This is a genomic window from Bacillus sp. WC2503, assembly GCF_052682895.1.
Map to the genome: position 1 here is coordinate 4667501 of NZ_JBQYMD010000001.1, position 21595 is coordinate 4689095.

The window sequence follows — 21595 nt, forward strand, 5'->3', positions numbered from 1 at the left end:
CCGTAACTATAACGGTCCTAAGGTAGCGAAATTCCTTGTCGGGTAAGTTCCGACCCGCACGAAAGGTGTAACGATTTGGGCACTGTCTCAACCAGAGACTCGGTGAAATTATAGTACCTGTGAAGATGCAGGTTACCCGCGACAGGACGGAAAGACCCCGTGGAGCTTTACTGTAGCCTGATATTGAATTTTGGTACAGTTTGTACAGGATAGGCGGGAGCCATTGAAACCGGAGCGCTAGCTTCGGTGGAGGCGCTGGTGGGATACCGCCCTGACTGTATTGAAATTCTAACCTACGGGTCTTATCGACCCGGGAGACAGTGTCAGGTGGGCAGTTTGACTGGGGCGGTCGCCTCCTAAAGTGTAACGGAGGCGCCCAAAGGTTCCCTCAGAATGGTTGGAAATCATTCGTAGAGTGCAAAGGCATAAGGGAGCTTGACTGCGAGACCTACAAGTCGAGCAGGGACGAAAGTCGGGCTTAGTGATCCGGTGGTTCCGCATGGAAGGGCCATCGCTCAACGGATAAAAGCTACCCCGGGGATAACAGGCTTATCTCCCCCAAGAGTCCACATCGACGGGGAGGTTTGGCACCTCGATGTCGGCTCATCGCATCCTGGGGCTGTAGTCGGTCCCAAGGGTTGGGCTGTTCGCCCATTAAAGCGGTACGCGAGCTGGGTTCAGAACGTCGTGAGACAGTTCGGTCCCTATCCGTCGTGGGCGTAGGAAATTTGAGAGGAGCTGTCCTTAGTACGAGAGGACCGGGATGGACGCACCGCTGGTGTACCAGTTGTTCTGCCAAGGGCATAGCTGGGTAGCTATGTGCGGAAGGGATAAGTGCTGAAAGCATCTAAGCATGAAGCCCCCCTCAAGATGAGATTTCCCATAGCGTAAGCTAGTAAGATCCCTGAAAGATGATCAGGTTGATAGGTTCGAGGTGGAAGCATGGTGACATGTGGAGCTGACGAATACTAATAGATCGAGGACTTAACCATATAATATGTAGCAAATGTTATCTAGTTTTGAAGGAATATGCCTTCATAGTTTGGTGATGATGGCAGAGAGGTCACACCCGTTCCCGTACCGAACACGGAAGTTAAGCTCTCTAGCGCCGATGGTAGTTGGGACCTTGTCCCTGTGAGAGTAGGACGTCGCCAAGCAACTAAAACACAAGTCTTTTGATTTGTGTTTTTTTGTATTGTTAAACAGTGCATAAAAGAAGTAATGGTAATACAAACACGTTGCCCAAGAGTAAATCATATTATATAAGAGATGGATGTATATTTTTCTGTAAATTGTTAAGGAATAGAGGTATCAAATATGTTTATTTAAATAAAGGGAGGGAAGGTTATGAAATTACAAAGTGAAATTTGCATTGTTTGTGAGACAAAAAGAGAAGAAGGTATATATGTTTATAATAATTTGATATGTCATGAATGTGAAAAAGATATGGTGAGTACTGAGACAGATGATCCAAAATATATACATTATTTAAAACAGCTTCGGAAGTTAGAAGTATCATATTTATAAATAGGCATCTGCCTATTATTTTTTTTGCCTTAATATCTGTATAATAGATACAGAATGAATAATAAGGAAGAGATAGATATGAATCAAAAGCGTATGCCTTTATATGAGGCGTTAATAGAGTTTAAAGAAAGAGAACCACTGTCCTTTCATGTTCCAGGTCATAAGAATGGTGTAAACTTCCCTCAGGAAGCCATTGGGGAGTTTAAAGATATACTATCCATTGATGTAACCGAACTAACAGGGTTAGACGATTTACATAGTCCGTTTGAATGTATAGATGAAGCACAAAAATTATTAGCTGATGTATATGGTGCGGAAAAAAGTTATTTTTTAATTAATGGTTCAACGGTCGGAAATCTAGCAATGATTTTATCTTGCTGCGGTGAGCGTGATATTGTCCTTGTACAAAGAAATTGTCATAAATCAATCATTAATGGATTAAAACTAGCGGGTGCGAATCCAATTTTTCTAGACCCATGGATTGATGAGGCATATAACGTACCAGTAGGAATTGGTGATGAAGTTATTAAAGGGGCAATTAAAAGATATCCTAATGCTAAAGCCCTCATTTTAACGCATCCTAATTATTATGGTATGGGGATAGATTTAGAAGCAAGTATTGCTTATGCACATGCACATAAAATCCCTGTTTTAGTAGACGAAGCTCATGGAGCACACTTTTGCTTAGGGGAACCATTTCCAAAGTCAGCATTAGCATATGGTGCAGATATTGTGGTTCATTCTGCACATAAAACATTACCTGCGATGACAATGGGATCTTATTTACATATAAATAGTCATTTAGTGAATGAAGAAAGAGTTTCTGCTTATTTGAGTATGCTACAATCTAGTAGTCCGTCATATCCAATTATGGCTTCACTTGATATAGCGCGCTTTACACTAGCAAGTATAAAGGAAAAAGGTCATGATGAAATTGTCGAGTTTTTACGGAGATTTAAAAAAGGATTGTGTTCCATTTCGCAAATAGCTGTTTTACAATATCCGTTGCAAGATGATTTAAAGATTACTGTACAAACTCGTTGTCAGTTATCAGGATATGAATTACAGTCTGTATTTGAAAGGGCCGGAATATATACAGAAATGGCAGATCCATATAATGTCCTACTTATTTTACCTCTACAAGCAAAAGAGGAGTACATGAGGGCTATAGAGATAATTCGAGTTGCGTTGGAACATTATGAGGTGAAAGACAAGAACGAATCTATTCGTTATACTTATAAAAGAGAATCCTCTCCTTTACCGTATACATATAAACAATTAGAAGGATACAAAACAAAAGTAGTACCTATAGAAGAAGCGGTAGGGATGATAGCGGCGGAAATGATAATTCCATATCCGCCTGGAATTCCATTGATTATGTATGGAGAGAGAATTACTTCAGAACATAAAGAACAAATTATGTATTTAGAGAAAACAGGAGCTCGTTTTCAAGGTAGCACGAAAGATATGAAAGTGTATGATATAGAAAGTAGGTTTTAGGATGAAGGGATTATTTGTAACAATTGAGGGGCCAGAAGGTTCGGGTAAAACAACGTTAATTAAAAAATTATTACCATACTTTGAGCAAAAAGAACAAAAGGTAATGGCGACGAGAGAACCAGGTGGTATAGCAATTTCTGAAGATATTAGAACAATTCTACATAAACAAGAATATACGATGATGGAAGCACGTACAGAGGCGCTTCTTTATGCTGCTGCACGTAGACAACATTTAGTAGAAAAAGTTATGCCAGCGCTTAATGAGAACTATCTTGTATTATGTGATCGTTTTATAGATAGCTCTTTAGCGTATCAAGGATATGCAAGAGGCTTAGGAATGGATAAAGTATTTGAAATAAATCGCTTCGCAACAGAAGACTGTATGCCTAGTGTAACGATTTACTTAGACATTGAACCAGAGATTGGTTTAGCTCGCATTGAAAAAGATGCGGGGCGTGAAGTGAATCGATTAGATATGGAAGATATCTCTTTCCATAAACGTGTACGTGAAGGGTATTTAGAAGTTGTAGAACGTTTTTCTGATCGTATTGTATTAGTAAATGCTGATCAACCAATGGAAAAACTTATAGAAGAAGTTGTTCAGATTATAGAAGATAAATTGTTATAATAGAAGGAAAGAATGAAATAAGTGAGGTATGCATTATGAAGAAGACGTGGGAGCAGCTTTCTGCTATACAGCCCATCGGTGTAAAAATGTTGATGAATAGCATTGCAAAAGAGCGTATATCCCACGCTTACTTGTTAGAAGGAGGGAAAGGAACAGGGAAGTTTGCAACAGCGATTCAAATGGCAAAGAGTTTCCTCTGCTCTCAAAGGAATGAGGTAGAACCATGTCATGTATGTACAAATTGTAAACGAATTGACTCAGGTAACCACCCTAACCTACATATTGTAAAACCAGATGGATTATCTATTAAAAAGCAACAAATTCATGATTTACAGGAAGAATTTTCAAAAACAGGATTAGAGGCAAATAAAAAAGTTTATATTATCGAGCATGCAGATCGTATGACAGCAAATGCGGCAAATACACTATTGAAATTTCTAGAGGAACCGAGTAGTGATACAACAGCTATTTTACTTACTGAACAAAGTCATCAAATTTTAAATACGATTTTATCTCGCTGTCAAGTTGTTACATTTAGACCGTTACCTACGGAGTCTTTAAGTAGAAGATTACAGGATGAAGGCATTACATCCTCTTTATCAACTCTAGCTGCACAGCTTACGAATAGTTTTGATGAAGCTTTAGCTTTATGTAATGATGAATGGTTTGCACAAGCACGAACTTTAGTGATAAAATTATGTGAAGCGCTCGAAAAAGATAAAGCCTCTATTTTTTTTGTACAAGAAAAATGGGGAAAACACTTTGGAGAGAAAGAACAGTTACAGCAAGGTTTAGATATGTTGCTCCTTATTTATAAGGATTTATTATATGTTCAACTTGGAGAAGAAGATCGTCTTGTTTTTCATGAGCAGAAAGAGATGTTTGAATCTTTTTCCTATGCTCAGAAGCGCATTGTATCAGCTCTCTTTAATATATTAGAGGCAAAAAATAGAATCAACGCTAATGTAAATGCGCAGCTTGTGTTCGAACAGTTAGTGTTGCGGTTGCAGGAGGGATGACCGTTTTGTATGATGTAGTAGGTGTTCGCTTTAAGAAGGCCGGCAAGGTATATTACTTTGATCCGAATCAGTTCGATATCTCTGAGAATGAGTTTGTAATTGTAGAAACGGTAAGAGGTATTGAATACGGAAAAGTAGTTATTACCAAAAAGCAAGTTGATGAAAACGATGTTGTGTTACCGTTAAAAAAGGTTATTCGTATCGCAAATGAAAATGATCGTACCATTGTTGACGAGAACAAACATGCTGCGAAAGAGGCATATCAAGTTTGTCAACAAAAGGTAGTAGAGCATAATCTAGATATGAAACTTGTAGATGTAGAGTATACGTTCGATCGTAATAAGATTATTTTCTACTTTACTGCAGATGGTCGGATTGATTTCCGCGAACTAGTGAAAGACTTAGCGGCAATTTTTAGGACGAGAATTGAACTAAGACAAATTGGTGTTCGTGATGAAGCGAAGATGCTTGGTGGTATTGGTCCATGTGGTCGTATGCTTTGTTGTTCTACTTTTTTAGGAGATTTTGAACCTGTATCCATTAAAATGGCAAAGGATCAAAATTTATCATTAAATCCTGCAAAAATTTCTGGTTTATGTGGTCGCTTAATGTGTTGCTTAAAATATGAGAATGATGAATATGAGGCAGCAAAGGAACAACTTCCTGATTTAGATCAACGTATACAAACACCACATGGTACTGGCCGTGTTATCGGATTAAATATTTTAGAAAGATTAATTCAAGTGGAGCTAGTAGACAAGGAACGGATAGTAGAATATACGTTAGATGAGTTAGTGAATAAAGGGGTCGTTTCGAGTCAAACCACAGATTAATGAGGTGGGTGCTTGTGGAGAAAAAAGATATTTTTGCATCGGTTTCTAGTATGGAAGAGCAAATTGGACATTTATATAAACAGTTGGGTGAATTAAAACAACATCTTGCAGAGTTGTTGGAAGAAAATCAACATATAAAAATGGAAAATGAAAATTTGCGACACCGTTTTGAAGAAGTGCAGAATAAAGAAAAACAAAAAGCTCAAAAACGTAAAGAAGTGAAGCCGAAGACGGATATTGGTGAAGGCTATGACAATTTAGCAAGACTATATCAAGAAGGTTTCCATATTTGCAATCTACATTATGGAAGTGTACGTAAAGAGGGAGATTGTTTATTCTGTCTGTCATTTTTAAATAAAAAGTGAAATTACCTTTCCAATTATAATTGGAAAGGTAATTTTTTATACATGAGAATAGAACAAAATGTATTTGTATATTAGTAGAAGATGAAATAGGGTAGGTTAAGTGTAAGAAAAGGAGTAATATATGAATTTATACGAAGATGAACGTTTAGATTATTTATTAGCGCAAGATATGAAGATTATACAAAGTCCATCGGTGTTTAATTTCTCTTTAGATGCCGTTTTACTTGCAGATTTTGCTTGGGTGCCAATTCAAAAAGGAAATTTACTTGATTTGTGCACAGGTAATGCGGTTGTGCCCCTTCTATTAAGCACGAGAACAAAAGGGAATATTACAGGTGTGGAAATTCAAGAACGTTTATATGATATGGGAATAAGAAGTGTTCAATACAATAAGTTAGAAGAAAGAATTCAACTCATACATGGAGATTTGAAAGATATGCCAGAGAAACTTGGGCGCCATCAATATGATGTTGTTACATGTAACCCTCCTTATTTTCAAACACCTCAAACGTCTGAGAAAAATATGAATGAACATTTAGCAATAGCTCGTCATGAAATTATGTGTACGTTAGAAGATGTTGTATCTGCAAGTAGTCAGCTAGTAAAACAAGGTGGGAAAGTAGCGTTTGTACATCGCCCAGGTCGTTTACTCGACATTGTTACATTAATGCGTAAATACAAAATTGAACCAAAGCGTGTGCGATTTGTTTATCCTAAGGCAGGTAAAGAAGCAAATACATTGTTAATTGAAGGAATTAAGGATGGGAACGCAGATTTGAAAATCCTACCACCTCTTTTTGTATACGAAGAAAATAACGAATATACAAAGGAGATTCGTTCAATTTTATATGGAGAAGAATAAGCATTGTTTTTATGTGGTGGAATGTTCTGATGGAAGTTATTATGCTGGATATACAAATCATATAGAAAAACGGATTCAGACTCATAATAGTGGAAAAGGTGCTAGATATACACGTGCTAGACTTCCAGTTGTTTTAAGGTATGTAGAGAATCATGAGGATAAACGAACAGCTATGCAGGCTGAATATCATTTTAAGCAGTTAACGAGAAAACAAAAAGAAGAATATATGCAAAAAGGAGAACGCTATGTGGCAGCAAAAAAGCTTTCAACAAAATGAAAAGGGGATGTTATATCTAGTACCTACTCCAATTGGAAATTTAGAAGATATGACATTTCGTGCAATTCGGATTTTAAAAGAGGTAGATGTTATTGCAGCGGAAGATACAAGACAAACAAAAAAACTTTGTAATTATTTCGAAATTGAAACACCTGTCATGAGTTACCATGAGCATAATAAAGAAGTAAGTGGAAAGAAAATATTAGAGAAGCTAGAGGAAGGGAAGAATATAGCACTTGTTAGTGATGCTGGTATGCCGTGTATTTCCGATCCAGGCTACGATATTGTTGTCGAGGCCGTAGCTGAGCAATATCATGTGGTTCCGCTTCCTGGGGCAAATGCAGCCCTTACAGCGTTAATTGCATCCGGTCTTGAAACAAAGCAGTTTTATTTCTATGGATTTTTACAAAGAAATAAAAAGGAAAGAAAAATGGAATTAGAAAAACTTCGCTATGTGCAAACTACAATGATGTTTTATGAAGCACCTCATCGTCTAGATGACACTTTAATCTCGATGCAAGAAGTGTTAGGCAATAGAGAAATTGTATTATGTCGAGAGTTAACGAAAAAGTTTGAGGAATTTATTCGAGGAACAATCGAAGGAACAATTGAATGGACGAAGCAAAATGAAGTTCGTGGTGAGTTTTGCATTTTAGTAGCTGGTTCAACGGAAGAACCTGCTCCAGAAGAACAATGGTGGGAATCTATTTCAGTATATGATCATATTGAACATTATATAAATAAAAAAGGCATGAATTCAAAAGAGGCGATAAAAACAGTCGCTAAAGATCGGGATTTGTCGAAACGCGATGTATATCAAATCTATCATGTCGATAAAAAATAAGCTTCTCATAATTGAGAAGCTTATTTTGCTGTTTCGATATAATCTTGAAGTTCGTTTAAGATTTGCTCAGCGCCTTCTTTGCTTAAGATAATTTTACCTTCAGCTAAAGATAGGTTACCATCAGATACTTCACCAGTTACTTGGCAAGTCATGTTTGGTTTATATTTTTTTAAGATGATTTTTTCGTCATCAACATAGATTTCAAGTGCATCCTTTTCTGCAATACCTAAAGTACGGCGTAATTCGATTGGAATTACAACACGACCTAATTCATCAACTTTACGAACAATACCAGTAGATTTCATAATTCTTTTCCTCCTAAATAAATAGTTTATAAGTTTCGAGTCTATTTTTTTGATTCGTCATTTTTCGACAAAATACCCTATGGACATATGATACCAATCATTTACATTTCCGTCAATTCTTAAATTCTATATTTTTTAAAAAGATTTATAGATTTCTTACTTCTTATATATAATAGAATGGGAGTAATTTTTGCAATTATTTTCTGAAAAATATATTTATTTAAAAGTAGGGTTGTATATTTTGTTTGAATATGAGTAATAGATGATAAAGATATGTAGCATTAACTGGTGTTTATCCCGCGTTAACGAGCAATAAGATTCCCGCTTTAAAATGCGGTTGGAGCAAAGAAGTTAAGTTGGAGTCGGGCTGCTCGTAAAAGCTTGATTAGTGAGAGTTAATAATTTGTGGGGGATAAACACCCCTACGGATTAAAGTTTCACTTTATATATGAGTTTTTGATATACTATTTATAAATACATATGAGGTTATTCGGGAGGTCCAAAACAATGACAAAGGAAAATAAGTCCTTTTATATTACTACCCCAATTTATTATCCAAGTGGAAAGTTACACATTGGACATGCTTATACGACAGTAGCAGGAGATGCAATGGCACGATATAAGCGTATGCAAGGCTACAATGTTCATTATCTAACAGGAACTGATGAGCATGGGCAGAAGATCCAAAAGAAAGCAGAAGAGTTAAATGTGACACCACAAGCATACGTGGATAATATTGTTGCAGGAATTAAAGAGCTTTGGGAGAAAATGGATATCTCTTATGATGATTTTATTCGCACAACTGAAGATCGTCACAAAGATGTTGTCGAAAAGATCTTCAAGCAACTAGTAGACCAAGGTGATATTTATCTTGATGAATATGAAGGTTGGTATTCTGTACAAGATGAAACATTCTATACAGCGCATCAATTAGTAGATCCAATTATGGAAGGTGACAAAGTAGTTGGAGGAAAAAGTCCAGATAGTGGTCATGATGTAGAACTTGTTCGTGAAGAATCATATTTCTTTAGAATGGGTAAATATGTCGACAGACTATTAAAGTTCTATGAAGATAATCCACATTTTATTCAGCCAGAGTCTCGTAAAAATGAAATGATTAATAACTTCATTAAACCAGGATTAGAAGATTTAGCAGTTTCTCGTACTTCATTTGATTGGGGAGTTCGTGTTCCAGGCAACCCAAAACATGTTATTTACGTATGGGTTGATGCATTATCTAACTACATTACAGCATTAGGTTATGGAACAGAAAATGAAGAGATGTATAAGAAATTCTGGCCGGCAGATGTGCATTTAGTCGGAAAAGAAATTGTTCGTTTCCATACAATTTATTGGCCAATCATTTTAATGGCATTAGATTTACCTCTTCCGAAAAAGGTCTTTGCTCATGGCTGGATTTTAATGAAGGATGGAAAAATGAGTAAGTCAAAAGGAAACGTAGTAGATCCAGTTACATTAATTGATCGTTACGGATTAGATGCATTACGTTATTACTTACTTCGAGAAGTTCCGTTCGGATCTGATGGTGTATTCACACCAGAAGGATTTGTTGAACGTATCAACTTCGATTTAGCAAATGACTTAGGTAACTTATTAAATCGTACAGTAGCTATGATTGATAAGTACTTTAACGGAGAAATACCTGCATTTAAAGCAAATGTAACGGAATTCGATGAAACGTTAGTAACGTTTGCAAAAGATACATTGCAAAAAGTAGAAGACGCAATGGAAAATATGGAATTCTCTGTAGCGCTAAGCTCAATTTGGCAATTGGTTAGCCGTACGAATAAATATATTGATGAAACACAACCGTGGGTATTAGCGAAGGATGAAAATGATCGTGAAAAGTTAGCTTCTGTAATGGCTCATTTAGCAGAAGTACTTCGTCAAACAGGTATTATGCTTATGCCATTCTTAACAGTAGCACCAAGCAAGATGTTTGCTCAACTTGGTCTTACTGAAGAAGCACATAAATCTTGGGAAAGCCTATCTACAATTGGATGTATTCCAGGTGGAACAAAAGTAGAAAAAGGAAACCCAATTTTCCCTCGTTTGGAAATGGAAGTAGAAGTAGAGTATATTAAAGAACAAATGAAGAGCTCTGCGCCTAAAGTAGAAGAGAAAAAAGAAGAAGAACCGCAGGCAGAAGAAATTACAATTGATGATTTCTTTAAAGTAGAATTACGAGTAGCTGAAGTAATATCGGCTGAACCTGTAAAAAAAGCAGATAAGCTGTTAAAAATCCAGCTTGATTTAGGTACAGAAAAGCGCCAGGTTGTTTCAGGTATCGCAAAATTCTATTCTCCGGAAGACTTACAAGGTAAAAAAGTTATTTGTGTAACAAACTTAAAACCTGTAAAATTACGCGGTGAATTATCACAAGGTATGATTTTAGCGGGTGAAGAGAATGGAGTATTGTCATTAGCAACAATCGACCAAAATCTTCCGAATGGTACAAAAATCAAGTAATTAAGGCAAGAAAAGAGATGTTTCACGTGTAACATGTGTGAAGCGTCTTTTTTCTTTTTAAATTTCCTTTTTTTGCATTAAAATTGTAGTATTGTTATCGTTGAGTTAGAAAGAAAATCGTTTTTCTCTATGATAGAATTGATTTCAATATAAAAGGAGTTATTTATTATGTTGTTTGATACACATTCACATTTAAATGCAGAGCAGTTTGAAGAAGATTTACAAGAAGTTATTGCACGAATGAAAGAAGCTGGAGTTACATATACAGTTGTTGTTGGATTTGATGAAGTAACGATAAAAAAAGCGATTGAATTAGCTGAGGCTTATGATTTTATTTACGCTGCAGTTGGATGGCATCCTGTAGATGCTATCGACATGAAAGAAGAACATTTAGCTTGGTTAGAAGAATTAGCTTCACATCCTAAAGTCGTTGCAATTGGAGAAATGGGACTAGATTATCACTGGGATAAGTCTCCTAAAGAAATACAGAAGGAAGTATTCCGTAAACAAATTGCATTAGCTAAAAAAGTGAAATTACCAATCATTATACATAACCGTGATGCAACTCAAGATATTGTTGATATTCTAGAGGAAGAGAATGCGGCTGAAGTAGGAGGTATTATGCATTGCTTTAGTGGTAGTGTCGAAGTAGCACAGCGATGTGTTGATATGAACTTTTTAATTTCATTAGGTGGACCGGTTACATTTAAAAATGCTAAGAAACCGAAAGAAGTTGCAGTAGAGATTCCCTTAGAGAAATTGTTAATAGAGACGGATTGTCCATATTTAACACCACATCCATTTCGAGGGAAGCGAAATGAACCGAGTTATGTAAAGCTTGTAGCAGAAGAAATTGCGAATTTAAAAGGGATTTCTTATGAGGAAGTAGCAGAAGTTACAACAAAAAATGCAAAGGCTTTATTTGGTGTTGAATAAAAAAGGAATGGGAGAACCCATTCTTTTTTATTTTTTGAGAAAAGAAATAGTAGAAGCGAAAGAGAAGATAAGGGGAAATTAGGAAGTGTTACAATAAGGAGAGAGAACAAAGTTTGTACCAGTCTATTTTTTAAAATGTAAGAATGGGGAAAATAATAATGGAAAAGTCGTCATTTTTTTGTTTTACTAAGTAGAGACGAAATGAGTGTGGAGGCAAGCATGAAAATTAAAGAGATTATCGTTGTAGAAGGTAAAGATGATACAGTTGCAATTAAGCGTGCTGTTGATGCGGATACAATTGAAACGAACGGTTCAGCAATCGGTGATCATGTTATTGAGCAAGTTAAATTAGCGCAGCAAAAACGAGGCGTTATTATTTTTACAGATCCGGATTATCCAGGAGAGCGTATTCGAAAAATTATTTCTGACAAGGTACCTGGATGTAAGCATGCTTTCTTACCGAAGGAAGAAGCGCTTGCTAAAAGAAAAAAAGGTGTTGGAATTGAACACGCTTCTAATGAATCGATTCGCCGTGCTTTAGAGAATATACATGAAGAAATGGAAGCTTACACAAGTGAAATTAGTTGGAGTGATCTAGTCGATGCAGGCTTAGTGGGCGGAGAAATGGCAAAGAGTCGCAGAGAAAGAATGGGTAAGCTATTAAAGATTGGTTATACAAATGCAAAACAGTTACATAAACGTTTACAGATGTTTCAAGTTTCAAAAGAGACGTTTGCAGAAGCTTATAAACAAGTAATACAGGAGGAAAAGAAATGAAAGATATCGCAACGCCGAATCGTACGAAAGACATTGTTGAAAAGTATGGATTCTCATTCAAAAAAAGTTTAGGACAAAATTTCTTAATTGATACAAATGTATTAAATCGTATTGTTGATCACGCAGAAATCGGTTCAGAAAGTGGTGCAATTGAGATTGGACCAGGTATCGGTGCGTTAACAGAGCAGTTAGCGAAGCGTGCTAAAAAAGTGGTGGCTTTTGAAATTGATCAAAGATTATTACCAATTTTAGACGAGACGTTAGCTCCATATAGTAACGTTACAGTTATAAATAAAGATGTACTAAAGGCAGATGTACACGAAGTGTTTAGTGAGCAATTTGAAGAAGGACAAGATGTAATGGTAGTAGCTAATTTACCATACTATATTACAACGCCAATTTTATTTAAATTGCTTGAAGAAAAATTACCGGTTCGTGGATTTGTTGTTATGATGCAAAAAGAAGTTGGAGATCGTTTAGCTGCTAAACCTGGAACGAAAGAATATGGTTCTTTATCAATTGCTATTCAGTATTATACAGAGGTAGAAACAGTTATGACTGTACCGCGTACAGTGTTTGTACCACAACCAAATGTTGATTCTGCGATTATCCGTCTTCTAAAGCGTCCGAAACCAGTTGTAGAAGTGACAAATGAGACTTTCTTCTTTGAAGTAGTAAGAGCAAGTTTCGCACAGCGCCGTAAAACTTTAATGAATAATTTATCGAATAATTTAAATGGTTTCCCGAAAGATAAAGAGCTGTTGGATCGAATTTTAACAGAAGTAGAAATTGATCCAAAGCGAAGAGGCGAAACGCTATCTATCGAAGAGTTTGCAACATTAAGTAACGCATTAGTTCTTCATAAGTTATCATAAGGATATGAAAGGGACAGTTCAATTTGAGCTGTCCCTTTTGTCACCTTTCCTTTCCTAAATTCATACTTTAAAAACAGGTAAGATGGCCTAACGAGTTTGGAGGTAGGAGAATGGCTTTACATGTTGGAGAATTAGTGGAACGATATTCTCATAATAGGGATATCCTTTTTCGTATTATAGAAATAAAAGGCGAGATAGCTATATTGTTTGGGGAGGAAATTAGACTTGTGGCAGATGCGCCGCTTGAAGATTTAATTAGTATAGATCAACGAGAACATAAAAAAAGAGTGAAGCGTGAAAAAGAAACAATGGAGCGCACGTACCGTTTATTTCAACAGGATTATGTATTGATGAAACAAAGGCATGAACACACTTCAACTGGTGGATACACAAGTGAAGTGAATTACTTTCAAATGCCAGGACGCGTATTGCATATAGATGGGGACCCTTTGTATTTGCGCAAGTGTTTAGACCTATATAATAAAATTGGTGTTCCTGTACAAGGTGTTCATTGTAAGGAAACAGAGATGCACGAAAAGGTAGTAGACTTAATAGATCATTTCCGCCCAGACATTTTAGTTATTACAGGACACGATGCCTATACAAAATCCAAAGGGGTAAAGGGAGATTTAGCAGCATATAGGCATTCAAGGCATTTTGTACAGGCTGTCCGAGAAGTACGAAAAAAATATCCATCATTGGATCAACTCGTTATTTTTGCTGGGGCGTGTCAATCGCATTTCGAGGCGTTAATTCGAGCGGGTGCTAACTTTGCTAGTTCTCCGTCTAGGATTAACATTCATGCACTAGACCCTGTGTATGTGGTTGGTAAAATTAGCTTCACTTCATTTATGGAGAGAGTAAATGTATGGGATGTTGTACGTAATACGATTACTGGTGAAAAAGGACTGGGTGGAATTGAAACGAGAGGGATTTTACGAACAGGATTACCCTTCCAACATTATGAAGAATAAGCAAGGTACATACGTATCTTGCTTTTTTATGCGTAAGAGAATGAAATGAATTTGGATAAAAAGTGGTAAGAGCGTAAAGACTATACAATGATACTTTTACAATATAGTATTTCTTCTATCTATTCGAACGCATGATGCTTTTATAATGATATAGTCTGTGAATTGCGGTTAATAATTGGGATAGATATATCGTGTTTTAAGTGTTCAATCTAAATTACAGCGAGGTGTAGCAAGGTATATGTCAAAACGTTTAGATGAAATTAAAAGCGAATTAGATCACCATCTTGGACAGCGACTTATGTTAAAGGCGAATAGCGGAAGAAGAAAAACAGTGGAGCAATCAGGTGTACTTGCAGAAACTTATCGTTCTGTGTTTGTTGTACAGTTAGACCAACAAGAAGATGCATTGCAACGTGTATCTTATAGTTATGCAGATGTTTTAACAGAGACGGTAGAGTTAACATTTTATGGTGAACCCCATAATGAAATTATTTTATAACTCATGTGTCGTTACATATATTCCCACAAATGAAAAGTTATATTATTTTGCATACTAATTATACCGTAGCAAAATAAGGGGGGACTCTGCATTGAGTAGACGAAGAGGTGTCATGTCAAACCAGTTTAAAGAAGAGCTAGCAAAAGAGCTGGGCTTTTATGATGTTGTTCAGAAAGAAGGATGGGGCGGAATTCGTGCGAAAGATGCTGGTAATATGGTGAAACGCGCTATAGAAATTGCAGAACAGCAATTAATGAAACAAAACCAGTAGTTGTAAGATTACTTTCTATGCTACGGTAGCCGAGGAGAGATTCCTCGGCTTTTTGTACTCTGAAAGGTGCCATCATTTTACATAAGTAGTTTCATTCTGAATGCTTTTCGTTATAATTAGGGAAGTGTCATCGTCTTACTATAAATTTATGGTAAAATAAACGATAAAAGATTGAGTACATAGAGTGGGTGAATAGATTGAAGCTACTAGTGAAAGCACCAGCAAAGATTAATCTGTCGTTAGATGTACTGGGAAAAAGACAAGACGGATATCATGAAGTGAAAATGATTATGACAACAATTGATTTAGCGGATCGTTTAGAACTAATGGAATTAGCAGAAGACCGTATTGAAATTTTATCCCATAATCGGTATGTCCCAGACGACCAACGAAATTTAGCTTATCAAGCAGCGAAATTATTAAAAGAGAAGTTTAATGTGAAAAAAGGTGTATCTATTACTATTGAAAAAACGATTCCAGTAGCAGCTGGATTAGCAGGTGGAAGTAGTGATGCAGCAGCGACATTACGTGGTCTTAATAAATTATGGAATTTAGGGCTTACAATTGACGAATTAGCAGAGCTTGGCTCAGAAATTGGATCAGATGTATCGTTCTGTGTATATGGAGGGACAGCAATTGCCACTGGAAGAGGAGAGCGAATTGAGCATATAAAAACGCCACCTTCTTGTTGGGTTATTTTAGCGAAGCCACATATTGGTGTATCTACTGCTGACGTGTATGGAAATTTAAAACTAAATCGAGTTACACATCCAAATGTAGATAAAATGGTTGATGTCATCAATGCTGGGGATTACAAAGGGATTTGTGATACTGTTGGTAACGTCTTAGAAGATGTAACATTTAAGATGCATCCCGAAGTTGCTCGTATTAAAGCACAGATGAAACGATTTGGAGCAGATGCTGTATTAATGAGTGGAAGTGGTCCAACTGTATTCGGACTTGTACACCATGATTCGCGAATGCATCGCATTTATAACGGATTAAAAGGATTTTGTGAACAAGTATATGCGGTACGTTTATTAGGAGAGCGAGAAACGCTTGAATAAAGACGTATAATACGTTATGATTTGTTTAGAATATTCGTGATTTGAGGTGGGCGTATGAAAATTAGACGAAGTACAAGATTAGTCGATATGACATATTACTTGTTACAAAACCCTCGTCAGCTAGTTTCTCTCACTTTTTTTGCTGAAAGGTATCAATCGGCTAAATCCTCTATTAGTGAAGATTTAGTTATTATTAAGCAAACGTTTGAACAACAAGGGGTCGGCACATTGCAAACGGTACCAGGAGCAGCAGGAGGAGTGAAATATATACCATATATAAGTGAAGAAGAGGCAGATCTAATTATTGATGAGCTTTGTAGCTTATTTGAAAATCCAGATCGTATTTTGCCTGGCGGTTACTTATACATGACAGATCTTTTAAGTAATCCTCGTCATATTAATGGTGCAGGTCGTTTGTTTGCTTCTGTCTTTGCTAGGCAACCAATCGATGCAGTTATGACGGTAGCAACAAAAGGGATTCCACTTGCTTATGCAGTGGCAAACTACTTAGATGTACCGGTAGTAATTGCGAGGAAAGATAATAAGGTAACAGAAGGTCCAACTGTTAGTATTAACTATGTATCAGGTTCTTCTAAACGAATACAAACAATGACGTTGGCAAAGCGTAGTCTTCCAGAGGGATCAAACGTTTTAATTATTGATGATTTCATGAAAGCTGGCGGAACAATTCAAGGTATGATGAGTATGCTAGAAGAGTTTAAGGCTAATGTTGTTGGTATCGGTGTATTAGTAGAATCCACAGATATCGAAGAACGACTTATTAATAACTTTGTATCATTAATTCGCCTTTCAGAAGTTGATGTGAAAGAAAAATCGATTCAAGTGGAGAAGGGGAATTATTCACTTACACCATTTGATGAAGGACTTGTAGAGGTTGAATAAAAAAGGTAAAGCAAATGGCTTTATCTTTTTTTTATTCTATTTATAAATTATAAAATAGATGGACAAACTGCTTTTCGTGCACTATTTTTAAAGAGTAAAAATAAATAATAAAAGGGTGAAAAAATATGAAAGTTGTTCAAACAAGCAAGGCACCACAAGCAATTGGACCTTATTCACAAGGGATTATTGTAAATAATATGTTTTACAGTTCAGGACAAATTCCATTAACAGCAAGTGGAGAGCTTGTAACGGGAGATGTAACAGTACAAACAGAACAAGTATTTGAAAATTTACAAGCAGTATTAGAAGAAGCAGGTGCTTCATTTGATACGGTAATAAAAACAACAGTATTCTTAAAAGATATGGATGATTTTAATGCTGTTAATGAAGTATACGGTTCTTATTTCTCTACTCATAAACCAGCACGTTCTTGTGTACAGGTAGCAAAATTACCGAAAGATGTTTCAGTTGAAATCGAAGTAATCGCCCTAGTTAAGTAACCTTTTGTAAGCGATAACCTCTACTAATCCTTATATTCAATTGCAATAAAAATTTTTATCTTAAAAATTTTTAAAAAATTAAAGGGAAAATAGAAAATTTGTGGAATTTATACAAATATATCGCTTATTTAGAAAAGGGTGGTGAACACAAGATGGAAGTGACTGACGTAAGATTACGCCGCGTAAACACAGAAGGCCGCATGAGAGCAATTGCCTCTATTACTCTAGACCATGAATTTGTTGTTCATGATATTCGTGTAATTGATGGTAATAATGGATTATTTGTAGCAATGCCAAGTAAACGTACTCCAGATGGAGAATTCCGTGACATTGCACATCCGATTAATTCTAATACACGCTCTAAAATTCAAGATGCGGTTTTAACGGAGTATCATCGTTTAGGCGAGTTAGAAGAGGTTGAGTTTGAAGAAGCAGGTGCTTCGTAAAATTCGAATGAAAAGGCTTTTGAAAGAAAGTCTTATAATTTTGTAGCAAACTCCTGTAAGCATTTACAGGAGTTTGTTTTTTTTTGACTTTATATAATTTATATTTAAAACATTCATCGTTTATTAAAATGAAGAGAAGAAACTACTAATTTTTTCAAAATCATTTTAAATAGTATAGCTTATTTCTTAAAAAAGATACTAAAGAGTAAAACATCTTATAAGAATTATGGTAAAATTTAATAGTTAAAATGTGTTTCTTGAAATATATGATGATTTAGGATAATATCGTTAATGGATAAATAGGTTGCGATGGAGGGTCTATATGTCAAACAGATTTGCAGTGATTCTAGCTGCAGGTAAAGGCACACGTATGAAGTCTAAGCTATACAAAGTGCTGCATCCTGTATGTGGAAAACCTATGGTACAACACGTAGTCGATCAAGTAACTCAATTAGGATTGCAGAAACTTGTAACGGTCGTTGGACATGGTGCTGAAATGGTACAAGAACAGCTAGGAAACGTAAGTGAGTTTGCATTACAAGCAGAACAACTTGGTACAGCGCATGCTGTAGATCAAGCTGCTAGCGTACTTGCAAATGAAGAAGGAACAACTTTAGTTATTTGTGGTGATACACCTTTAATAACTGCTGAAACGATGGAAGCATTACTTCAGCAACACAAAGAAGCAGGAGCAATGGCAACTGTGCTAACAGCATACATAGAAGAGCCTGCTGGATATGGTCGTATCGTTCGTAACGAAAATGGTCATGTTGAAAAGATCGTTGAGCATAAGGATGCAAATGAAAAAGAATTAGCTATTAAAGAAATCAATACAGGTACGTATTGTTTTGATAATAAAGCTTTATTCGCTTCACTTTCTAAAGTTTCAAATGATAACGTACAAGGTGAATATTACCTTCCAGATGTTATTGAGATTTTAAAAAATGAAGGTCATATCGTATCAGCTTATCAAACAGAGCACTTCGATGAAACGTTAGGTGTTAACGACAGAGTCGCTCTATCGCAAGCGGAAATTATTATGAAAAATCGTATCAACCGAAAGAACATGGTAAATGGTGTTACAATTATTGATCCAAGTAACACGTATATTTCTGCTGATGCAATTATCGGTAGTGATACAGTTCTTCATCCAGGAACAATTATTGAGGGAAACACTGTAATTGGTTCTGATTGTGAAATTGGACCGCATACAGTAATTCGCGATAGTGAAATTGGAGATCGTACGACAATTCGTCAATCTACTGTACATGATAGTAAGCTTGGTACAGAAGTATCGGTTGGTCCATTTGCACATATTCGCCCAGATTCAGTTATTGGAGACGAAGTACGCGTTGGAAACTTCGTGGAAATCAAAAAAACTGTTTTTGGTAATAGAAGTAAAGCTTCACACTTAAGTTATATCGGGGATGCACAAGTTGGAGAAGACGTGAATCTTGGTTGTGGTTCAATTACGGTGAACTATGACGGCAAGAATAAATTTAAAACTGTGATTGGTAACGGGGTATTTATTGGATGTAATTCAAATCTTGTTGCTCCTGTAACAGTTGAAGATGGTGCTTATGTGGCAGCAGGCTCTACAATTACAGAGAATGTCCCATCAAAAGCATTATCGGTAGCACGTGCACGTCAAGTTAACAAAGAAGACTATGTTGATCAATTGCTGAATAAGAAAAAATCATAATGTGGAGGGTTAATCTAGATGTCGACTCAATATCTAAATTCTAATTTGAAAGTATTCTCTTTAAACTCTAATAAGGAACTTGCTGAGCAAATCGCAAAGCATATTGGAGTGGGACTAGGAAAATGTTCTGTTGATCGTTTTAGTGATGGAGAAGTTCAAATTAACATTGAAGAAAGTATCCGTGGTTGCGATGTATTCATTATTCAATCTACAAGCTTCCCAGTAAACGAACATATCATGGAATTACTTATTATGATCGATGCATTAAAGCGTGCATCTGCAAAAACAATTAATATTGTTATTCCTTACTATGGTTATGCGCGTCAAGACCGTAAAGCGCGTTCTCGTGAACCAATTACATCGAAACTTGTAGCAAACTTGCTTGAAACAGCAGGTGCAACTCGTGTAATCACTCTAGATTTACATGCTCCACAAATTCAAGGATTCTTTGATATCCCAATCGACCACTTAATGGGTGTACCGATTCTTTCAGATTACTTTGAAACAAAAGGTCTTAAAGACATCGTAATCGTATCACCTGATCATGGTGGTGTAACTCGTGCTAGAAAAATGGCAGATCGCCTAAAAGCGCCAATCGCTATTATTGATAAACGTCGTCCTCGTCCGAATGTATCAGAGGTAATGAACATTATCGGTAACATCGAAGGCAAAACAGCAATTTTAATTGATGACATCATTGATACAGCTGGTACAATTACATTAGCAGCAAACGCTCTTGTTGAGAACGGTGCTTCTGAAGTATATGCTTGCTGTACACACCCAGTATTATCTGGCCCAGCAATTGAACGTATTCAAAATTCGAATATTAAAGAGTTAGTTGTAACGAACTCTATCGTATTACCAGAAGAAAAGAAAATCGACAAAGTACATGAACTTTCAGTTGCTCCATTAATTGGAGAAGCAATCATTCGTGTATACGAAGAAGAATCTGTAAGTGTATTATTCAATTAATTGGATAGAATGAGACGTAACCAAGCTTGGTTACGTCTTTTCGTATCGAAAAAAGAAAGTAGTGGTACAAGAATGAAATTGATAGTAGGACTTGGGAACCCAGGTAGAGAATATGAATTAACAAGGCATAATATTGGATTTATGGCAATTGATGAACTTGCAAAGCGTTGGAACATTTCTTTGAATGAACAGAAGTTTAAAGGCGTATTTGGTGCAGGATTTGTTAATGGAGAAAAAGTAATCTTATTAAAGCCACTTACATATATGAATTTATCTGGGGAAAGTATTCGTCCACTTATGGATTACTATAAAATTGATGTTGATGATTTCGTTGTTATGTATGATGATTTAGATATCCCGGTAGGTAAATTACGCCTTCGTATGAAAGGGAGTGCCGGTGGACATAATGGCGTGAAATCAACAATTTCGCATTTAGGAACGCAAGAGTTTCAACGTATCCGTATGGGAATTGATCGCCCGAAAAATGGGATGAAGGTAGTAGATTACGTATTAGGACGTTTTACATCCGAAGAGATTCCTGATGTCAATCATTCCATTGAAAAAGCAGCGGATGCATGTGAAGAGTGGTTAAATAAGCCTTTTCTCCAAATCATGAATACTTTCAACAGTTAAGGTTATGATTGGGAATATTTTATTTTATTTTTACCCATACTAGTAGTAACTGGATATTTAGGAGGCTAGTATGGAAGGGTATTATTATTGTAGGCATTGCGGGAGTAATGTAGGCTCCGTTACCGCAGAAAAAGTATATAGCGACGTTTTATTTCAACTAACAGAGCAAGAGGTAGTAGAGATGATTCATTTTCATGAGAATGGAAATATATATATAAAAACGATTTGTGAATCGTGCCAAGAAACGCTCGCATCTTATCCTGAGTATTATGAATATGAAAAATTTCTACAATAAAATGTTGTCGCTTTGGCATGTCCAAAGCATTTTTCTGTTTTCTTTTTCCAAAATATTTGCATAAAATATGGTGACTTGCTCTTTATGTTGAGAGG

Annotated in this window: 25 protein-coding genes and 2 rRNA genes (1 of these 27 only partly in view); 26 read left to right on the plus strand and 1 reads right to left on the minus strand. The window is 36.2% G+C overall.

Features of this window, described 5'->3' with window-relative positions:
• From ACUN26_RS24055 to rsmI, 11 genes are all read left to right on the plus strand, one after another.
• Window positions 1–992, plus strand: a 23S ribosomal RNA gene (locus ACUN26_RS24055); it begins 1930 nt to the left of the window's first position.
• 49 nt (window positions 993–1041) lie between these two features.
• Window positions 1042–1157 (plus strand): 5S ribosomal RNA (rrf, locus tag ACUN26_RS24060).
• 190 nt (window positions 1158–1347) lie between these two features.
• Window positions 1348–1527 carry a sigma factor G inhibitor Gin gene (locus ACUN26_RS24065; protein ID WP_000776275.1) on the plus strand — a complete coding sequence of 60 codons (180 nt, stop codon included), beginning with the start codon at window positions 1348–1350 and terminating at the stop codon, window positions 1525–1527.
• Between the two features lie 78 nt (window positions 1528–1605).
• Window positions 1606–3027 (plus strand): aminotransferase class I/II-fold pyridoxal phosphate-dependent enzyme, encoded by a 1422-nt coding sequence (locus ACUN26_RS24070; protein WP_001072283.1) that lies wholly within the window; start codon window positions 1606–1608, stop codon window positions 3025–3027.
• A gap of 1 nt (window position 3028) precedes the next feature.
• Window positions 3029–3655 (plus strand): dTMP kinase, encoded by a 627-nt coding sequence (gene tmk / locus ACUN26_RS24075; RefSeq protein ID WP_000677211.1) that lies wholly within the window; start codon window positions 3029–3031, stop codon window positions 3653–3655.
• Between the two features lie 35 nt (window positions 3656–3690).
• On the plus strand, window positions 3691–4674 hold the full coding sequence (holB, locus tag ACUN26_RS24080) for a DNA polymerase III subunit delta' (protein ID WP_000754512.1): 984 nt from the start codon (window positions 3691–3693) through the stop codon (window positions 4672–4674).
• A gap of 5 nt (window positions 4675–4679) precedes the next feature.
• Window positions 4680–5507, plus strand: coding sequence for a PSP1 domain-containing protein (locus ACUN26_RS24085; protein ID WP_000272428.1), 828 nt, complete (start codon window positions 4680–4682; stop codon window positions 5505–5507).
• A 14-nt stretch (window positions 5508–5521) separates the two neighbouring features.
• Window positions 5522–5872: a DNA replication initiation control protein YabA gene (yabA, locus tag ACUN26_RS24090; protein ID WP_000412058.1), complete on the plus strand. Its 351-nt coding sequence runs from the start codon at window positions 5522–5524 to the stop codon at window positions 5870–5872.
• Between the two features lie 121 nt (window positions 5873–5993).
• Window positions 5994–6734, plus strand: a complete 741-nt coding sequence (locus ACUN26_RS24095) for a tRNA1(Val) (adenine(37)-N6)-methyltransferase (protein WP_001055365.1) — start codon at window positions 5994–5996, stop codon at window positions 6732–6734.
• Window positions 6721–7011, plus strand: coding sequence for a GIY-YIG nuclease family protein (locus ACUN26_RS24100; RefSeq protein WP_000414346.1), 291 nt, complete (start codon window positions 6721–6723; stop codon window positions 7009–7011). The genes ACUN26_RS24095 and ACUN26_RS24100 overlap by 14 nt, the downstream gene beginning before the upstream one ends.
• Window positions 6980–7855, plus strand: coding sequence for a 16S rRNA (cytidine(1402)-2'-O)-methyltransferase (gene rsmI / locus ACUN26_RS24105; protein WP_000267801.1), 876 nt, complete (start codon window positions 6980–6982; stop codon window positions 7853–7855). The genes ACUN26_RS24100 and rsmI overlap by 32 nt, the downstream gene beginning before the upstream one ends.
• Window positions 7856–7875: 20 nt before the next feature.
• Here rsmI and ACUN26_RS24110 read toward each other — a convergent pair whose 3' ends face one another.
• Entirely contained in the window at window positions 7876–8160 is a 285-nt protein-coding gene (locus tag ACUN26_RS24110) for an AbrB/MazE/SpoVT family DNA-binding domain-containing protein (RefSeq protein WP_000843036.1), read from the minus strand.
• Between the two features lie 507 nt (window positions 8161–8667).
• Here ACUN26_RS24110 and metG point away from each other — a divergent pair.
• From metG to ACUN26_RS24185, 15 genes are all read left to right on the plus strand, one after another.
• Entirely contained in the window at window positions 8668–10650 is a 1983-nt protein-coding gene (metG, locus tag ACUN26_RS24115) for a methionine--tRNA ligase (RefSeq protein ID WP_000159673.1), read from the plus strand.
• Between the two features lie 168 nt (window positions 10651–10818).
• Entirely contained in the window at window positions 10819–11586 is a 768-nt protein-coding gene (locus tag ACUN26_RS24120; RefSeq protein WP_000895828.1) for a TatD family hydrolase, read from the plus strand.
• Window positions 11587–11805: 219 nt separating this feature from the next.
• Complete coding sequence (gene rnmV, locus ACUN26_RS24125) at window positions 11806–12363, plus strand: ribonuclease M5 (protein ID WP_000692838.1); 558 nt, start codon at window positions 11806–11808, stop codon at window positions 12361–12363.
• Complete coding sequence (gene rsmA / locus ACUN26_RS24130; RefSeq protein WP_000651556.1) at window positions 12360–13238, plus strand: 16S rRNA (adenine(1518)-N(6)/adenine(1519)-N(6))-dimethyltransferase RsmA; 879 nt, start codon at window positions 12360–12362, stop codon at window positions 13236–13238. Before rnmV ends, rsmA begins: the two co-directional genes overlap by 4 nt.
• A gap of 110 nt (window positions 13239–13348) precedes the next feature.
• Complete coding sequence (yabG, locus tag ACUN26_RS24135) at window positions 13349–14212, plus strand: sporulation peptidase YabG (RefSeq protein WP_001173740.1); 864 nt, start codon at window positions 13349–13351, stop codon at window positions 14210–14212.
• 238 nt (window positions 14213–14450) lie between these two features.
• Window positions 14451–14711 carry a biofilm formation stimulator Veg gene (veg, locus tag ACUN26_RS24140; RefSeq protein ID WP_000044348.1) on the plus strand — a complete coding sequence of 87 codons (261 nt, stop codon included), beginning with the start codon at window positions 14451–14453 and terminating at the stop codon, window positions 14709–14711.
• 91 nt (window positions 14712–14802) lie between these two features.
• Entirely contained in the window at window positions 14803–14982 is a 180-nt protein-coding gene (sspF, locus tag ACUN26_RS24145) for an acid-soluble spore protein SspF (protein ID WP_001985066.1), read from the plus strand.
• A gap of 197 nt (window positions 14983–15179) precedes the next feature.
• Window positions 15180–16049, plus strand: a complete 870-nt coding sequence (ispE, locus tag ACUN26_RS24150; RefSeq protein ID WP_000772089.1) for a 4-(cytidine 5'-diphospho)-2-C-methyl-D-erythritol kinase — start codon at window positions 15180–15182, stop codon at window positions 16047–16049.
• 54 nt (window positions 16050–16103) lie between these two features.
• Window positions 16104–16952 carry a pur operon repressor gene (gene purR / locus ACUN26_RS24155; protein WP_000702479.1) on the plus strand — a complete coding sequence of 283 codons (849 nt, stop codon included), beginning with the start codon at window positions 16104–16106 and terminating at the stop codon, window positions 16950–16952.
• Between the two features lie 125 nt (window positions 16953–17077).
• Window positions 17078–17452, plus strand: coding sequence for a RidA family protein (locus ACUN26_RS24160; protein ID WP_000869820.1), 375 nt, complete (start codon window positions 17078–17080; stop codon window positions 17450–17452).
• A 152-nt stretch (window positions 17453–17604) separates the two neighbouring features.
• Window positions 17605–17898, plus strand: a complete 294-nt coding sequence (spoVG, locus tag ACUN26_RS24165) for a septation regulator SpoVG (RefSeq protein ID WP_000454042.1) — start codon at window positions 17605–17607, stop codon at window positions 17896–17898.
• Between the two features lie 322 nt (window positions 17899–18220).
• Complete coding sequence (gene glmU, locus ACUN26_RS24170; RefSeq protein WP_000071045.1) at window positions 18221–19600, plus strand: bifunctional UDP-N-acetylglucosamine diphosphorylase/glucosamine-1-phosphate N-acetyltransferase GlmU; 1380 nt, start codon at window positions 18221–18223, stop codon at window positions 19598–19600.
• 18 nt (window positions 19601–19618) lie between these two features.
• Complete coding sequence (locus tag ACUN26_RS24175; RefSeq protein ID WP_000107420.1) at window positions 19619–20572, plus strand: ribose-phosphate diphosphokinase; 954 nt, start codon at window positions 19619–19621, stop codon at window positions 20570–20572.
• A gap of 72 nt (window positions 20573–20644) precedes the next feature.
• Window positions 20645–21205 carry an aminoacyl-tRNA hydrolase gene (pth, locus tag ACUN26_RS24180; protein ID WP_079520253.1) on the plus strand — a complete coding sequence of 187 codons (561 nt, stop codon included), beginning with the start codon at window positions 20645–20647 and terminating at the stop codon, window positions 21203–21205.
• 70 nt (window positions 21206–21275) lie between these two features.
• Complete coding sequence (locus ACUN26_RS24185) at window positions 21276–21500, plus strand: anti-sigma-F factor Fin family protein (RefSeq protein ID WP_000399441.1); 225 nt, start codon at window positions 21276–21278, stop codon at window positions 21498–21500.
• Window positions 21501–21595 lie beyond the last annotated feature (95 nt).

Coding starts and splice junctions, on each gene's coding strand:
- ACUN26_RS24120 (WP_000895828.1), top strand. CDS start 10,819: ATGTTGTTTGATACACATTCACATTTAAATGCAGAGCAGTTTGAAGAA.
- rnmV (WP_000692838.1), top strand. CDS start 11,806: ATGAAAATTAAAGAGATTATCGTTGTAGAAGGTAAAGATGATACAGTT.
- rsmI (WP_000267801.1), top strand. CDS start 6,980: ATGTGGCAGCAAAAAAGCTTTCAACAAAATGAAAAGGGGATGTTATAT.
- ACUN26_RS24065 (WP_000776275.1), top strand. CDS start 1,348: ATGAAATTACAAAGTGAAATTTGCATTGTTTGTGAGACAAAAAGAGAA.
- glmU (WP_000071045.1), top strand. CDS start 18,221: ATGTCAAACAGATTTGCAGTGATTCTAGCTGCAGGTAAAGGCACACGT.
- ACUN26_RS24100 (WP_000414346.1), top strand. CDS start 6,721: ATGGAGAAGAATAAGCATTGTTTTTATGTGGTGGAATGTTCTGATGGA.
- metG (WP_000159673.1), top strand. CDS start 8,668: ATGACAAAGGAAAATAAGTCCTTTTATATTACTACCCCAATTTATTAT.
- spoVG (WP_000454042.1), top strand. CDS start 17,605: ATGGAAGTGACTGACGTAAGATTACGCCGCGTAAACACAGAAGGCCGC.
- holB (WP_000754512.1), top strand. CDS start 3,691: ATGAAGAAGACGTGGGAGCAGCTTTCTGCTATACAGCCCATCGGTGTA.
- ACUN26_RS24185 (WP_000399441.1), top strand. CDS start 21,276: ATGGAAGGGTATTATTATTGTAGGCATTGCGGGAGTAATGTAGGCTCC.
- rsmA (WP_000651556.1), top strand. CDS start 12,360: ATGAAAGATATCGCAACGCCGAATCGTACGAAAGACATTGTTGAAAAG.
- pth (WP_079520253.1), top strand. CDS start 20,645: ATGAAATTGATAGTAGGACTTGGGAACCCAGGTAGAGAATATGAATTA.
- veg (WP_000044348.1), top strand. CDS start 14,451: ATGTCAAAACGTTTAGATGAAATTAAAAGCGAATTAGATCACCATCTT.
- ACUN26_RS24095 (WP_001055365.1), top strand. CDS start 5,994: ATGAATTTATACGAAGATGAACGTTTAGATTATTTATTAGCGCAAGAT.
- yabG (WP_001173740.1), top strand. CDS start 13,349: ATGGCTTTACATGTTGGAGAATTAGTGGAACGATATTCTCATAATAGG.
- ACUN26_RS24160 (WP_000869820.1), top strand. CDS start 17,078: ATGAAAGTTGTTCAAACAAGCAAGGCACCACAAGCAATTGGACCTTAT.
- purR (WP_000702479.1), top strand. CDS start 16,104: ATGAAAATTAGACGAAGTACAAGATTAGTCGATATGACATATTACTTG.
- ACUN26_RS24175 (WP_000107420.1), top strand. CDS start 19,619: ATGTCGACTCAATATCTAAATTCTAATTTGAAAGTATTCTCTTTAAAC.
- ACUN26_RS24110 (WP_000843036.1), bottom strand. CDS start 8,160: ATGAAATCTACTGGTATTGTTCGTAAAGTTGATGAATTAGGTCGTGTT.
- ACUN26_RS24070 (WP_001072283.1), top strand. CDS start 1,606: ATGAATCAAAAGCGTATGCCTTTATATGAGGCGTTAATAGAGTTTAAA.
- tmk (WP_000677211.1), top strand. CDS start 3,029: ATGAAGGGATTATTTGTAACAATTGAGGGGCCAGAAGGTTCGGGTAAA.